Raw genomic sequence first — 14,774 nt, forward strand, 5'->3', positions numbered from 1 at the left:
TTTCGGCACCTCCATGTGGGCCGCCCGGCGACCCTTATGCGGCTCAACGGGCGACGGGTCCGGCTTGTTCCCGACTAGAGCCTGGCTTCTTGCCTCTGTACCTTCTCCTGCGCGCTTTAAACGATCGTGAGAGTGGGCTGAGAGCACCCTGAGAATCTCGGTTCGGGCCACGTTCACCCGTTTTGGGCACCGGAAGCACTAACCTGCTACCCCGTGACCCCGGAATCGGCCCTGCGGGAGTACGTCGAGCAGTACCTCCCCGAGGACGACATACACCTGGCAGCACGAGCACGCGGCCAGGAACTGGGCTGCGTGCCCATCGGCGCGGGCGGAGGCGCCGCCCTGCGGTTCCTGGCGACCGCACTCCAGGCCCGCGCGGTAGTAGAAATCGGCACCGGCGCAGGCACCAGCGGCCTCTACCTACTGGCAGGCATGCCACCTTCAGGCATCCTGACCTCGATAGACGTGGCCTCAGAACACCAACGAGCTGCCCGCGAGGCCTACGCGGCGGCAGGAATCTCCCCGTCGCGCACCCGCCTGATCATGGGCAAGGCCCTGGACGTCCTCCCACGCCTGACGGACGCGGCGTACGACCTCGTCTTCGTAGACGCCCACAAGCCTGAGTACCCGCAGTACCTGCAACACGGCGTCCGCATGCTGCGCCCAGGCGGCGTGATCGCGTTCGACAACGTCCTCTGGCACGGCTCGGTCGTAGACCCGAGCAACCGGGAAGACTCCACCCAGGCAATGCGGGACATCGCACGCCTGGTGAGGGAGGACGACCGCCTGGTACCGGTGATCCTCCCGCTGGGCGACGGCCTACTGGTAGCAGCGCGAAGGCCCTGACCTCACGGCAAGCACCTGTTCGCCCGCGATGCCGAAGGCGAGCCGTCCTTAGCGCGCGGGCCCGGCGGTGGGTCCCGTCACGAGTCGCACCACAGCTCTTGCTGCATGTGAGAGGGAGGGTCAAGTCGACACGCTTTTCGTCGACTTGACCCTCCCTCTCACATGTGGCCCGCTCTTGGTGCGGCTCGTGACGGGACCCACCGCCAACGCAACCTTCTAAGCAACCGGCGGCCGCCCAACGCAACAGGCGTGCCATCAACCCACGTACGGCGCCCTCCCCCGATCAGATTGCCGGGGGTCTGGGGGCAGAGCCCCCAGGGGAAGCACCCAACAGAACCCGCCGCCCGCAACAGAACCACCTACGGACAGAGCGACTCAGTAAGCCCGAACACCCTTCCCCAACACCGTGACCCCAGACGCGGACACCGTGTACCGCTCCCGATCCATAGGAGCGTCCACACCGATCAACGCCCCATCAGGCACAACAACGTTCTTGTCCAAAATAGCCCGCCGAACCACAGCACCCTTGCCGATCCGAACCCCCGGCAACAGCACAGACCCCTGCACCACAGACCCGACCTCGACGATCACATCCGAGGAGATCACCGACCCGTGGATCTTCCCGGAGATGATCGCTCCAGGCCCGACCATCGAGTCCTCAGCGGACCCTCCGGCGATGAACTTGGCGGGAGGCAACGGCGGGGTGGCAGTCCGAATAGGCCACAACTGGTTGTACAGGTTGAAGATCGGATGGACCGAAACAAGATCCATGTGAGCGTCGTAGTAGGCGTCGATCGTCCCGACGTCCCGCCAGTACCCACGATCCCGGTCGGTAGCACCGGGCACGTCGTTGTCCTGGAAGTCGTAGACGTGCGCCTTCCCCCGGTCCACCAGCATGGGGATGATGTCGCCACCCATGTCGTGGTCCGAGTCGGGGTTCAACGCGTCCCCGCGAAGCGCGTCCAGCAGCGCCTCGGTCGTGAACACGTAGTTGCCCATTGAAGCGAAAGTTACTTCCGGGTCGTCCGGCACGTGCGGCGGCTCGGACGGCTTCTCCAGGAACCGGGTGATCTTCCCGGACACGTCGGAGTCGATGCAGCCGAACGCCTTGGCCTCGTTGCGCGGCACGCGGATGCCGGCGACGGTCACGGCCGCGCCCGACTCGACGTGCTGCGAGATCATCTGGCCGGGGTCCATCCGGTACACGTGGTCGGCGCCGAAGATGACGACGTGGTCCGGCTTCTCGTCGTGGACGAGGTTCAGCGACTGGAAGATCGCGTCCGCCGAGCCCGTGTACCAGCGCGGGCCCAGGCGTTGCTGCGCCGGTACCGGTGTCACGTACTGACCGAGCACATTGGACAGGCGCCACGTCGTCGAGATGTGGCGGTCCAGTGAGTGCGACTTGTACTGCGTCAGCACGCAGAGCTTCGCGAGCCCCGCGTTGACCAGGTTCGACAGCACGAAGTCGACCAGCCGGTAGTTGCCCCCGAAGGGCACAGCCGGTTTCGCGCGGTCGGCCGTCAGTGGCCACAGGCGCTTGCCTTCACCACCGGCAAGCACAATTCCGAGAACGTGCGGCTGCCCCTTCACAGCATGTGACCCTATCCGTGCGATCGTTCTCGAACCAGACGCAAACCGGTTTGTCCCAACAGGCACGTCCGTGATCTACGGTGAGTGCGTGCGAGTTGCGCTGCTGACGCGGGAGTATCCGCCGGAGGTTTACGGTGGAGCTGGTGTGCACGTGGGTTTCCTCGTGCCCCATCTTCGCGAACTCGTGGACGTCGACGTGCACTGCTTCGGTGCACCCCGATCGGATGCCACGGCCCACAACCCACCGCACAGCCTGGAGCAGGCGAACGCGGCTCTGACGACCCTCGCGGTCGATCTTGAGATGGCCGCCGCGGTGTCCGCGGCGAACCTCCTGCACTCGCACACCTGGTACGCCAACATGGGCGGTCACCTGGGCAAACTCCTGCACGGGATCCCGCACGTGGTGACGGCGCACTCGCTGGAACCGCGCCGGCCGTGGAAGGCCGAGCAGCTCGGCGGCGGGTATCGGATCTCCTCCTGGGCGGAGCGCACGGCGTACGAACACGCCGACGCGGTCATCGCCGTGAGCGAGGGCATGCGGACCGACGTGCTCGACGCCTACCCCGCGCTCGACCCGGCAAAGGTGCACGTCGTCCGCAACGGGATCGACAGCGTCGCCTACCACCCGGTCGGGGAAACGGACGCCCTGACGTCTCGTGGAATCGATCCCACGAAGCCGATCGTGGCGTTCGTGGGAAGGATCACCCGGCAGAAGGGCGTCGGTCATCTCGTGGCCGCCGCGCACCACATCGACCCGGAAGCGCAGATCGTGCTGTGCGCCGGGGCGCCGGACACCCCGGAGATCGCCGAGGAGACCCGGCAGGCGGTCAGCGAACTCTCCCAGGCACGTCCCGGTGTCTTCTGGATCCAGAAGATGCTGCAGCCCGCCGAGGTCCGGCAGATCCTGAGCCACGCGACGGTGTTCGCGTGCCCGTCTGTGTACGAGCCGCTGGGCATCGTGAACTTGGAGGCGATGGCGTGCGGCACGGCCGTCGTCGCGAGCGATGTCGGCGGCATCCCCGAGGTCGTCGTGCACGGCGAGACGGGCCTTCTCGTCCACTACGACGAGCATGATTTGTCGACATATCGACAGCAGCTCGCCGAATCGATCAACGAACTCATCACAGACCCCGAGCGCGCGAAGCGTTTCGGAGCCGCCGGACGCACCCGCGCTGAGCAGGAGTTCTCCTGGTCCACGATGGCCGCGCAAACGGTCGAGGTGTACCGCAGTGTGATTTGAGCCACACCCGTCCAGGGCAACCCCAAAGTGTGAACGCCGCCTTTAACCAGTAGTGACGTTGTGGTTTCAACTGGTGAGGGGCGCGAGGACTGTGCGTTGTGCGGTGCTGGGTCTGACGGTCCTTCTGGCAGTGACCGGATGTGCCACAGCTCCCGCCGCCCAGCCGGCCGCGGTCCAGCTCACGGTGGACGGCAAGAAGCTCGCCGAGGCCTCTGACCTGCAGGCGAACGCCGAAGCACAGCTCGCCTACACGCTGGAGTACGGCTACGTGGCACGGGCGGGCGCCGCCGCGGTCAGCTGCTGGTTCGCGAAGACGGGTCTGGAGTCCGAGGTCGACAAGCGGCTGTGGTGCGGACCGGTCCAGGTCCCCGGCACCGGTGCCGGCACCGACTGGGTGCCCGTACCGCTCAAGGAAGTCACCAAGACGGATGACGAGGTCCGTTACGAGGTGCAGTCACCTCAGGTGCCGGAGAAGGGCAACCGCAGCACGCCGTCCGGCAAGCTCGTGCGCACCGACGGCAAGGAGTTCGACCCGTCGAAGCAGCAGGACCTGACCGCCGGGCGCGACTTCCTGGCCGTGCTGCCCGACGACGGCAAGCGCAACAACGTCGACCTCGGCCTCGGCAACGCCGACATCAAGCTGCGCGACGACCTGCTCGGCACCGCCGTCACCGGCTGGGCGAATCCGGACATCTGGTTCACCGCCGAGGGCACGGTGCGCGCGGAGGCCGGGTCACGGCTGCGCGTGGTCAGGATGAAGGTCGAGAAGCTCAACGAGACCGACAGCGGATTCCACCGCACCAACTGGCAGGGGTTCGCCCCGCAGCCGTCCGAGCTCGCGCTGGAGGTGCCGGGCAAGCGCCAGGTGCTGCCCGCAGACCGGCTGCCGGCCAACGGCTCGGTCTTCGTCGTCTACACCGTGCCCGACCCGCAGGCGGGCACCGAGTCACTCGTGCTCGGCACGCTCGGCGCCAAGTCGCTGGAGCAGCGCGCCGAGGTCCCGTCCGGCAAGCGCACCGACAACCCGCCGCACGTGCTGCAGCGCGCCGCCGCTCCCCCGCAGTTCTCCGACCAGACGCAGAAGATCCGCTTCGGCGACCGCGAGCTCGGCATGAAGGTCACCGGCGTGCGGCTCGGCCGGCAGCGCCCGGTCAAGCTCGGCGAGAGCCAGTACGACGTGGCCACGATCTCCGCGCCGGACAAGGCGTTGCTGGAGGTGCGGGTCGAGGCGACCGGCAACCTGCCCGACACCGCGGGCGGCCTCCTGACCAAGGACCTGATCACCGTCACGCTGCCGGACGGGTCGACCGCCCGGCAGGTCGGCGCCCGCTACGACGGTGGCCCGCTGCCGTTCGCGATCGTGGTCGAGGTCCCGGCGGACACCCGTTCGGTCTCGGTCGGCATGGTCGACGGGACGGTGGACCTGTCGCGCCTCGGCAAGACCACCATCGCGCCGGTCGACTCGCGCGTCACCCTCGCCCTGGAGTTCTGAGCGAGCATCGCGGCCAGGGCGAGCCAGCCCAGGATCACCAGGACCAGGCCTCCCCAGCCCCACTCCTCGTACGCGGTGGCGCCGGACGTCCCGCCGACGCTGCTGCCCACGTAGAACCCGGCCAGGTACAGCCCGGACGCGTGGCCGCGGGCGTGTTCGGGTGCCCGTGCGGCGACCCAGCCGCTCGCCGTGGTGTGCGACGCGAAGAACCCGGCGGTGACGATCGCCAGGCCGAGCGGCACCCACAGCAGACTCGCCAGTGCGCCGAGAGCCAGCACGCCGATGCACAGCAGCAGCACCTTGCCGCGGCCGAACTTGTCGGCCAGCCTGCCCGCGAACGCCGCCGAGGTGCTGCCGAACCCGTAGAACAGGAACACCAGCGTCTCCAGCCACGCCGGACCGGTGAGCTGGAAGCCCGCGACGTTGTAGAACGAGATGAACGCGCCCACGAGCAGCACGGCGACGACGTACATCGACAGCAGCACCGGGTCCTTCAACGCCGCCTTCATGCCACTGGGCGCGCGCTTCGGCATCGTCTGGGCCTTGGGCAGGAAGAACACCACGACCAGGGCCGCGACCAGCCCGAACACGCCGGCGAGCAGCACAGAGCCGCGCCACCCCAGCCAGTCGGCGGTCATGCCGGTGACAAGCCGCCCGGACATGCCTCCGAGGCTGTTCCCGGCGATCATCGCGCCCATCGCGGCGCCGAGCTTCTTCTTGTCCAGCGCGTCCGCGAGGTAGGCCATGGACGCCGCGGGCACCCCGGCCGCCGCGATGCCCTGCAGCACCCGCAGACCCAGGAAGACCTCGTAGTTCGGTGCGAACGGCAGCACGAGGCCGAGCAACGCCGCCGCCAGCACGCTGACCACGATCACCGGGCGACGCCCGACGCGTTCGGACAGCATCGCGATCGGCACGACCACCACGGCCAGCGCGAGGGTCGCCGCGGACAGCGCGAGCGACGCGCTGCCCGGGCCCAGCCCGTACTCGGCGGCGATCTGCGGCATGACCGGCTGCGGGGTGTACAGCAGCGCGAAGCACGCGAACCCCGATGCGGCGATGGCCGCGGTCAACCTGTTCACACGATTGACGCTAAGCCATACGTCCAATACGGAAATGCGCCAGAATCGATCCGTGGATGAATTGGAGCTGGCACCGAAGCTGGCGGTGCTGAAAGCACTTGCCACCGACGAGCACGTGACCCGTGTCGCCGAACGCGTCGGGCTTCCCCAGCCCACCGTCAGCCGCTGGATCGCCGAGCTCGGCGATCAGCTCGGCGCACCGATCATGACGAAGACCGGCAGGCGCGTCCGTCTCACGCGGGCAGGCCGGCTGCTGGCCGAGGCCGCCACCCGGTCGCTGGCCGCGCTGGAACCGGGTCTGCGCGAGGTCGAGGAGGAGCTCGATCCGGAGAAGGGCCGTGTCGTGCTGGGCTTCCTGCACATGCTCGGCCGCGCGGTCGTGCCGGAACTCGTCCGCAGCTATCGCGCCGAGCACCCGCACGTGCGGTTCGGCCTGGTCCAGAACGCCCGCCAGGCCGTGATCGACAAGCTCGTGAGCGGCGAGATCGACCTCGCGCTGGTCGCCCCGCCGCCCGTCGGTCCCGAGTTCGAGTCGGTGGTCGTGTTCGAGCAGCCCCTGATCGTCGTCGTGCCGGCGGGGCACCGGCTGGAGTCCAGGAGGTCGGTACGGGTCCAGGACCTGGAGGGCGAGGACCTGATCACCCTGGAACACGGCTACGGCCTGCGCCAGATCACCGACGACATGTGCGCGGCCGCCGGGTTCGCGCCCCGCTACGTCTTCGAGTGCCAGGAGATCGAGACGGTGCGGGGCCTGGTGGCGGCGGGCCTCGGCGTGGCACTGCTGACCCACGCCGAGTTCGCTCCACCTCCCGGACTGCGCGAGCTACCGCTGACCCCGCGCACCGGCCGGATCTTCGGGCTGACGTGGCTGAAGGACCACCCGTTGCCGCCCGCCGTCCGCGCCTTCCGTGAACACGCGCTCAGGACTCACGGCGTCCAGCGCTGAGTGCCCGACCACGTCCGCAGGTACGACTCGGCGCCACCGAGCATGTCCTTCACCAGCTGGTCGCCGCCGAGCTGACGGACCTTCTCGACCCAGTCCGGCAGCAGACCGATGTGCGCGCCGCCGTCGACGTTGATGTCCCAGACCCGCTCACCGGTGCGCTGCCGGTCGACCAGCGGGCCGTCCGGGTAGCTGCGGAACGGGTAGGTCACGCCGGTCTGCGGTGCCGGGTGCGAGCCGACGCCGTTGTAGTCGGAGCCGAACCCGATGCCCACGTCGTACTTGCGCCGCAACGGTTCCGCGGCGGCCGCCTGGGAGACGTACCCCTCGGGGCTGTTCTCGTAGCCCGCCACGAACCCGCCGAGCTGGTAGACCTTCTCGGTCCACTGCGCGTCCATCCAGCTGTGGCTGGAGATGATGCCGGGGAACTTCGCCTGTGCCGCGAGGTCCAGCGTGCGGCCGGCTGCCTTCACGCTCATGTGGTCGACCTCGATCATCATGTGCCGGCGCATCATGCCCTGCACCGCGTACTCGCCGAGCGACGTCAGGCCGCGCACGTTGCACCGCTTGGCCGGGTCGTACGCGGGTGCGACGGCCGAAGCCGGGACCAGCGCGTTCGGGCCGACGGTGCCGATCGGGTTGTCCTGCTGCGGGCCCTTGCACTGCTCGGTCTGCCACCACTGGCCGGTGCGCAGGAACTGGCCCGCGTTGATCACACCGCCCTGCGTGCCCGAGTCGAACCGGACGCCGCACAGCGCGTTGTCGAACTTGTGGCACAGGAACGCGCTGCGGACGCCGAGCGCGTACATCTCGTCGAGGCCGCGGTCGATGTCGCCCTTGTTGCACAACGGGATGTCGAGGAACGTCCGGCAGCCGAAGAGCTCAGAGGTCTCGATGCCGAGCACCACCGCGAGCTTGCCCTGCGCGACCACGTCGCGCGCCTGCTCGGCCGACGTGACGATGCGGAACCAGCCCTTGCCCGCCCCGCCGAACTGCTTGTCGACGAACGCCTGCAGCTCGTAGGTGCGCTGGGCCTGCAACCGGACCGACTGCATCTCGTCGCAGGGCTTGTCCTTGAACGGGTGGATGACGCACAACGTGGCGTTGCTCGTCAGGTCCTGGACCAGCACGCGCTGGCCGCCGCGCCACGCACGTTCCAGCCAGGCGTAGTAGTTCTGCTGGTGCGAGACCGTCGTGGAGGACGGCCAGCCCTTGAACGTCGGCCAGCCCACCGGGTCGTGGCCGTCGAGGTCGCCCGTCACGATCGCCTCGAAGATCGCGCCCAGACCGGCCGGGTAGTGCTCGGGGCAGTCCTTCAGCGCGTCCGCGATGCCCTGCTCCGAGAACGGCTTGCCGCAGATCAGCTTGCCGCCGAAGCCCTCGTTGGTCATGAGGTGGTTGTGCGCGTCGACGAGCCCGCGCACCCTGCCCTGCCCGTCGACGCCCTTGAAGGGCTCTCCGGTCACGTTGATCTGCGAGTCCTGGGCGGGCCTCGCCACCGGTTCCCACCACGGCGTGGCCGCGGTGGCAGGGGACATCGCCGCTAGAACCAGCGAGACGGCGAGAGCCAGGCGGAGTAACACGAGCGCTCCTCTACGACGTTGTGAAGGAGCTCACATCATGCCGTGGAACGTCGCCGTCTCGAATGGGCTGATCGTAGGGACTAACGTGAATATTTTTCAGCCAGCTCGATCAGCGTCCGCGCGCCGAAGCCCGTGGCTCCCGCGACGACCTCGTCGTAGACCTTCTCCGACCGCGCGGGGCCCGCGATGTCGAGGTGCGCCCACGGCACGTCGCCCGCGAACTTCTGCAGGAACAGCGCCGCCGTGATGCCACCCGGTCCGGGCGGGCACTGCTTGTAGTCCGCGACCTCACTGGAGACGGCACCGACGTGCTCCTCCAGCAACGGCATCCGCCACCACTTCTCGCCGACGTTCACACCCGCGGCGACGACCTCGGCCGCGAGTTCGTCGGACGCGCTGAACACCGCGCCCGTGCGCAGGCCCAGCGAGACCTTCATCGCGCCGGTCAGCGTCGCCACGTCCACGACGAGGTCGGGCTTCAGGTTCTTCACCGCGTACGCCATCGCGTCGGCCAGGACCATGCGGCCCTCGGCGTCGGTGTTCTGCACCTCGGTGGTCGCGCCGCCGTAGTGGCGCACGACGTCGCCGGGCCGGTAGGCGGAGCCGGAGACGTGGTTCTCCGCGCACGGCACGAGCCCGGTGACCCTGACCGGCAGCCGCCTGCGCGCCACGGCCAGCAGCGCGGAGATCACCGCGCCACCGCCCGCCATGTCGGTGCGCATGAGGTGCATGCCGTCCGCGGGCTTCACCGAGATGCCGCCGGTGTCGAACGTGATGCCCTTGCCGATGAACACCAGGTGCGGGCCGGTGGTGCCGTACGTCAGCTCCAGGAACCGCGGCGGGCGGGCAGATCCGCCGCCGACCGCGAGCACACCGCCGAAGCCCTGCTGTGCCAGCCACTTCTCGTCGCGCACAGTGGCGTGCAGCCCGTCGACCTTGTCCGCCAGCTTGGCGGCGGTCGTGGCGAGCCAGCGCGGGTCCTTGACGTTGGACGGCGTGTTGGCGAGATCACGTGCCAGTGCGGTCGCGGTGGCGAGCGCGTGGGCCTTCAGCGCGGCCGACGTGAGCACCTCCTCGAACCCGTCGTCGGCCGTGATCAGCCGCAACGAGCCGACGCGCTTCGGGCCCTCCTCGCCGGTGACCTTGAAGCGGTAGCCGCCGAGCGCCGCGCCCAGCACGAACGCGCGCACCTTGTCGGCGTCGAAGTCCGGGGTCAGCAGGACGTCGGCGGTCTTGGGCGCGTCCTCACCGCTCAACGCGCGGACGAGGCTGGCCCCGGCCGTGCGGTAGTCGGCGAGCGTCCCGGTGCCGACGCCGAGGGTCCAGGCCTCGTCGTGCCGCACCGCCTCGCCGGCCTTGCCGGTCAGGTCGGAGACGTCGATGCCGTCGCCGCCCGGTCCCAGCGCCGGTCCGGTGGCCGCGAGCACGACCGCCGGAACGTTGCGGCGCGTCGAGGTGGCCACCTCGACGTCCACGAGCTTGGTTGGCACTGACGGCATCGTCGACGCCACGACTGGACCTCCCCTATTGCATTAACGACCGTTCATTCTCTCCCGGTGCCGCGATCGCCGTCGTCCGCCCCGTGTTTCGCGGGCCAGACAGGTGCTCTCGGCAGCCGGAGAGAACGAAGCGATGCCCCGGTCTCCACTGTGGAAACCGGGGCTTCACGTGCTTCTCACCGGGAGGCCTCAGCCGGCGGCGGCCTTCAGCGCGTCGCCCAAGGCGCTGGCCTCGTCCGCCGACATCTCGACGACAAGGCGCCCACCACCCTCGAGCGGAACGCGCATGACGATGCCGCGTCCCTCCTTGGTGACCTCGAGGGGACCGTCACCGGTCCGGGGCTTCATGGCCGCCATCGCGTGCTCCCATCGTCAACATCTTCCCCGTCCGGCCAGGCCGGATCTCTCCATTCTCCCCTATGGCGACTCAGGGGCGAAACCGAACCGATCTTTTGGCGAGTCCGGGTGACGTTTGTCGATCTTGACTTGTCCCTGATCAGTACCTGTTTTCGCGCCAACGCAACACTTTGGGCACGCCCTGCCGTGTCGTGACAGGATGGGACGGGTGCGAGCCCGTTCCGCGCTCTTCGACGTCTACGGCGGCCACCTTCGCGAACGCGGTGGCGCCGCCACCATCGCCGCGCTCGTACGCCTGCTCGAGCCGCTGGGTTTCGCCGCGCCGGCCGTCCGCACGGCCGTGTCCCGCACGGTCCGGCAGGGCTGGCTGCAGCCCTCCCGGCTGCCTGACGGGCCTGGATATGCGATGACACCTCGCGGGGAACGGCGGCTCGACGAGGCCGCTGCCCGCATCTACCGCACCGGGCCGTCCACGTGGGACGGTCGCTGGCACGTGGTGGTGCTGGAGGAGATCCCCGGCCGCGACTCGCGCGATCACCTGGCGTCGGAACTGCAACTGCTCGGCTACGGCGCGCTCGGTCCTGTGACGTGGATCGCTCCCCGGCCGTCCCCGGAGCTGGCCGACGTGCTGGCCGCCGGCGAGGTTCCCGCACGAACTTTTCACGGTTCACACGACGGTGGGGACGCCGAGCTCGCCGCGAAGGCCTGGGACCTGGCCGAGCTGGGGCGCGACTACGCCGGGTTCGTCGCGCACTGGCACGAGCAGGTGTCCGTTGTGGACGAGACGGACGACGCGGCGGCGTTCGCGGCGTCACAGCAGCTGCTGCACGCGTGGCGGAAGTTCCTGTTCCGTGATCCCGGTCTTCCTGCTGAACTGTTGCCACCGGACTGGCCGGGCCACGCGGCAGCGTCGTTCTTCGACGAACAGACGCTGCGGCTGGCGCCGGGCACGAGTCGGTTCGTCGACGAGTGCCTGCGGCCGGTGCGCAACGTTTCCACTGCTTGATGGAGGTCCAGTGTCCGAGCTCCTCGTCGACGACGCCGATGGTGTGCGCACGTTCACGTTCAACCGCCCGGAGTCGTTCAACGCCTTCACCGTCGCGCTGAAGGAGTCGTTCCTCGCCGCGCTGCGCGAAGCCTCGGCGGACGAGTCGGTGCGCGCGGTGGTGATCACGGGTGCGGGCAGGGCGTTCTGCGCGGGTCAGGACCTCAAGGAGCACATCGGCCTGCTGCAGGCCGGTGATCCGGCGCCGCTGCACACCGTCGAGAAGCACTACAACCCCATCGTGCGTGAGCTGATCGGCATGCCGAAGCCGGTGATCGCCGCGGTCAACGGCAGTGCGGCGGGCGCGGGCGCGTCCTTCGCCTACGCCGCCGATCTGCGCATCGCGGGCAAGTCCGCGAAGTTCCTGATGGCCTTCGCGAACGTCGGCCTGACCGCGGACTCCGGCGCGTCCTACACGCTGCCGCGGCTGATCGGCCACGGCCGCGCGATGGAGATGATGCTGCTCGCGCAGCCCGTCGGCGCCGAGGAGGCGTTGCGGGTCGGCATGGTCAACCAGGTCGTGCCGGACGAGGAACTGCTGTCCACCGCGCACCTGCTGGCCGCGAAGCTCGCCGCCGGCCCGACGACGGCGTACGCGAAGATCAAGGAAGCGCTGGCCGCGGCCGCCGACGGGACCCTGGAGGACGCGCTCGAAGCCGAGCGCCGCACCCAGGCCGACTGCGGCGCGACCGAGGATCACCGCGAGGCGGTCGACGCCTTCGTCAACAAGCGCGCCCCGAAGTTCAGCGGGAAGTAGCCCTGAAGCAGGTCGCTATGTGGTCGTCGACCATGCCGGTCGCCTGCATCAGCGCGTAGCACGTGGTGGGGCCGAGGAACTTGAAGCCGCGCTTCTTCAGTTCCTTGGCCATCGCCTTGGACTCGTCCGTGATCGCCGGGACGTCCGCGAACGTCGCGGGCCGCACGTGATCGGCGGGCGCGAACGACCACAGCAGCGCGTCCAGGTCGACGCCCTCCGAGACGATCACGCGGGCGTTGTGGATCGCGGCGTCGATCTTCAGCCGGTTCCGGACGATGCCCGCGTCGGCCATCAGCCGTTCCACGTCGGCGGGTCCGAACTTCGCGACCAGGTGCGGGTCGAAGTCGCCGAACGCCGCCCGGAACGCCGCCCGCTTGCGCAGGATCGTGATCCACGACAGCCCGGACTGGAACGCCTCCAACGACATCCGCTCGTACAGCTCGGGGGTGCCGTGCAGCTCCACGCCCCACTCGGTGTCGTGGTACTCGGCGTAGTCCGGGGTCGAGTCGCCCCAGGGACAACGAACGATCACCGGTACTCCTCGGCGAAACGGGCGAACCGCCGCAACGACCGTCGCAGCATCAGCACGAAGAGCGGCTTCACCAACGGGTAGAAGAACGGCACGTCGAGGCTTTCCGACCACACGAAACGGCTGCCGCGCACGGCGAACACACCGGTTCCGCGCACGACGCGGCCGAGATGAAGGACCTCGACGGCGTGCGGCGGGTCCCAGCGCGTGATCCGCATGCGGTCCGAGACGCCCAACGTGACGGCGTCGATCTCGCTGCCGACCGACTTCCCGTCCCCGGCGACCACCTTCACGGTGGTGCCGAAGATCCACTCCGACTGGCGTTCCCAGTCCGACATGGCCCGGAAGATCGTGTCCGGCGGCGCCGCCACCTCGACGGTCAGCTCAAGCTCGGTGCTCACTGCTCTCCAGGTTCTCGGCGTCCTCGAGCTCCGCGACGCGCGCCCGCAGCGTCTCGACCTCGGTCGAGAGCCGCTGCAACGCCCAGTCGACCTCGGACATCTTGTAGCCGCGGAACACCTGCTGGAACTTCAGCTCGCGGACGTCCTCCGCGGTGATGTCGCCGGACGGCAGCCGCGTGGGCGACGCACCGGGCGGCAGCGGCGCGAGCTCCTCGCCGCGCCCGAACACCAACGCCGCGAGCAGGAACACCACTGCCGCGACGGCGATCATCACGATCAGGTAGATCAGGGCGTTGGTCACGCGACGATCGTGGCACAGCTCAGGCAGCGGCGAGCGAGCAGACCGAGACGAACGATCACGATCCAGGTGATCAGGCTCGCGATGCTCATCGGCAACGACTGCACGAGCCGCGACACGTCGAGGTGCGCGGTGGCCACGATGATCGAGACGTTGCCCAGCAGCACGGCGCCGACAGCCACGATCGCGATGGTCGCGCCGAGCTTGGCCAGCAGTTTCGCGTCGTACCTGCGAGCGAGGACCCGGCCGAGGATCAACGCCACCAGCGCCACCCCGGACGCGATGCCGCTGGTGAGGTCGTTGGCCTTGGCGACGAACAGGTACCAGGCGGGCGGCATCGTGCCGAAGTCCTGCCACGGGCCGACGAGCAGCATCCGGCCGTACTCCCACGCCATGTGCATCAGCGGCAGCACGATCGCCAGCCAGACGAGCGTGCGCGTGCCGTACGCGACGGCCAGCTCGGCCTGGTACTCGTTCGCGATCTCGCGCACCGGGCCGAACTCCTCGACCGCGCGCTTCTGCGCCTCGCGCTCGGTGAGTCCGCGGTCCAGGTGCGCCTCGGTGGCGTCGGCGAGGCTGTCGCGGGTCTCCGTGAGCAGCTCGCGAACCTGCTTCTTCGAGCCCTGCAACCGCGTCCCGAGATCGGTCACGTAGCGCTCGATCACGTCTGTGCCCATTTGCCGTCACCTCCCAGCACCCCGTCGATGACCGTCGTGAACTCGCGCCACGCGGTGCGTTCGGCGTTCAGGGCGCGCTTCCCCGCCTGCGTGAGCTTGTAGGTCCTGCGCTTGCGTCCGCCGACCGTGCTCCAGTCGCTGACGACGTGGCCTGCCCGCTCCAGCCTGCGCAACGCCGGGTACACCGTGCCTGTCGGGAGGTCCAGCGCCCCTCCGCTGCCCTGTTGCAGCGCCTCGATGATCGCGTAGCCGTGCAGCTGCCTGTCGTCGAGCGTCGCCAGCAGCAACGCGTCGAGGTGGCCGCGGAGCGCGTCGGGCTTCATGAGTAGTGACTCTACTGATCCACCCCCTGGAAGTGATCCCTGAAATCTCCGCTCAGGGTCAGCCCTGAGATCCCCCTGAAATGCTCGTTCGAGCCTTCATAAGTAGCGGGGC

Annotated in this window: 15 protein-coding genes; 5 read left to right on the forward strand and 10 right to left on the reverse strand. The window is 68.9% G+C overall.

Features of this window, described 5'->3' with window-relative positions:
• Positions 1-213 precede the first annotated feature (213 nt).
• Positions 214-846, forward strand: coding sequence for an O-methyltransferase (locus OG205_RS27600; protein WP_330270940.1), 633 nt, complete (start codon positions 214-216; stop codon positions 844-846).
• A gap of 375 nt (positions 847-1,221) precedes the next feature.
• Here OG205_RS27600 and glgC read toward each other — a convergent pair whose 3' ends face one another.
• Entirely contained in the window at positions 1,222-2,436 is a 1,215-nt protein-coding gene (gene glgC / locus OG205_RS27605) for a glucose-1-phosphate adenylyltransferase (protein WP_330270941.1), read from the reverse strand.
• Between the two features lie 88 nt (positions 2,437-2,524).
• Here glgC and glgA point away from each other — a divergent pair, with 88 nt between their 5' ends.
• Complete coding sequence (gene glgA, locus OG205_RS27610) at positions 2,525-3,676, forward strand: glycogen synthase (RefSeq protein ID WP_330270942.1); 1,152 nt, start codon at positions 2,525-2,527, stop codon at positions 3,674-3,676.
• A gap of 1,329 nt (positions 3,677-5,005) precedes the next feature.
• On the opposite strand, the gene OG205_RS27615 is transcribed toward glgA, so the two are convergent.
• Positions 5,006-6,250, reverse strand: a complete 1,245-nt coding sequence (locus OG205_RS27615; protein WP_330270943.1) for an MFS transporter — start codon at positions 6,248-6,250, stop codon at positions 5,006-5,008.
• A gap of 52 nt (positions 6,251-6,302) precedes the next feature.
• Between OG205_RS27615 and OG205_RS27620 the strand changes: the two genes are divergently transcribed.
• Positions 6,303-7,196 (forward strand): LysR family transcriptional regulator, encoded by an 894-nt coding sequence (locus OG205_RS27620; protein WP_330270944.1) that lies wholly within the window; start codon positions 6,303-6,305, stop codon positions 7,194-7,196.
• Here OG205_RS27620 and OG205_RS27625 read toward each other — a convergent pair.
• The 3 genes from OG205_RS27625 to OG205_RS27635 all read right to left on the reverse strand — a co-directional run bounded on the left by OG205_RS27625 (position 7,178) and on the right by OG205_RS27635 (position 10,632).
• Positions 7,178-8,776, reverse strand: coding sequence for a hypothetical protein (locus tag OG205_RS27625; protein ID WP_330270945.1), 1,599 nt, complete (start codon positions 8,774-8,776; stop codon positions 7,178-7,180). The two genes, OG205_RS27620 and OG205_RS27625, sit on opposite strands and share 19 nt — an antisense overlap.
• A gap of 80 nt (positions 8,777-8,856) precedes the next feature.
• Complete coding sequence (locus OG205_RS27630) at positions 8,857-10,275, reverse strand: leucyl aminopeptidase family protein (RefSeq protein WP_330270946.1); 1,419 nt, start codon at positions 10,273-10,275, stop codon at positions 8,857-8,859.
• 189 nt (positions 10,276-10,464) lie between these two features.
• Entirely contained in the window at positions 10,465-10,632 is a 168-nt protein-coding gene (locus OG205_RS27635; protein ID WP_065914675.1) for a DUF3117 domain-containing protein, read from the reverse strand.
• A 208-nt stretch (positions 10,633-10,840) separates the two neighbouring features.
• Here OG205_RS27635 and OG205_RS27640 point away from each other — a divergent pair, with 208 nt between their 5' ends.
• Together OG205_RS27640 and OG205_RS27645 are read left to right on the forward strand one after the other, a co-directional pair.
• Positions 10,841-11,638 carry a PaaX family transcriptional regulator gene (locus tag OG205_RS27640; RefSeq protein ID WP_319980213.1) on the forward strand — a complete coding sequence of 266 codons (798 nt, stop codon included), beginning with the start codon at positions 10,841-10,843 and terminating at the stop codon, positions 11,636-11,638.
• Between the two features lie 10 nt (positions 11,639-11,648).
• Positions 11,649-12,434: an enoyl-CoA hydratase-related protein gene (locus OG205_RS27645; protein WP_330270947.1), complete on the forward strand. Its 786-nt coding sequence runs from the start codon at positions 11,649-11,651 to the stop codon at positions 12,432-12,434.
• Here OG205_RS27645 and OG205_RS27650 read toward each other — a convergent pair.
• The 5 genes from OG205_RS27650 to OG205_RS27670 are packed head-to-tail and all read right to left on the reverse strand — an operon-like array spanning position 12,421 to position 14,662.
• Positions 12,421-12,963 (reverse strand): DNA-3-methyladenine glycosylase I, encoded by a 543-nt coding sequence (locus OG205_RS27650; protein ID WP_330278239.1) that lies wholly within the window; start codon positions 12,961-12,963, stop codon positions 12,421-12,423. The genes OG205_RS27645 and OG205_RS27650 overlap by 14 nt on opposite strands.
• Positions 12,963-13,364, reverse strand: a complete 402-nt coding sequence (locus tag OG205_RS27655; RefSeq protein ID WP_330270948.1) for an SRPBCC family protein — start codon at positions 13,362-13,364, stop codon at positions 12,963-12,965. The genes OG205_RS27650 and OG205_RS27655 overlap by 1 nt, the downstream gene beginning before the upstream one ends.
• Complete coding sequence (locus OG205_RS27660) at positions 13,348-13,665, reverse strand: DivIVA domain-containing protein (protein ID WP_330270949.1); 318 nt, start codon at positions 13,663-13,665, stop codon at positions 13,348-13,350. The genes OG205_RS27655 and OG205_RS27660 overlap by 17 nt, the downstream gene beginning before the upstream one ends.
• Complete coding sequence (locus tag OG205_RS27665) at positions 13,662-14,339, reverse strand: permease prefix domain 1-containing protein (protein WP_330270950.1); 678 nt, start codon at positions 14,337-14,339, stop codon at positions 13,662-13,664. The genes OG205_RS27660 and OG205_RS27665 overlap by 4 nt, the downstream gene beginning before the upstream one ends.
• Positions 14,324-14,662, reverse strand: coding sequence for a PadR family transcriptional regulator (locus OG205_RS27670; RefSeq protein WP_319980217.1), 339 nt, complete (start codon positions 14,660-14,662; stop codon positions 14,324-14,326). Before OG205_RS27670 ends, OG205_RS27665 begins: the two co-directional genes overlap by 16 nt.
• Positions 14,663-14,774 lie beyond the last annotated feature (112 nt).

It is taken from the genome of Lentzea sp. NBC_00516, assembly GCF_036346835.1.
GTDB lineage: Bacteria > Actinomycetota > Actinomycetes > Mycobacteriales > Pseudonocardiaceae > Lentzea > Lentzea sokolovensis.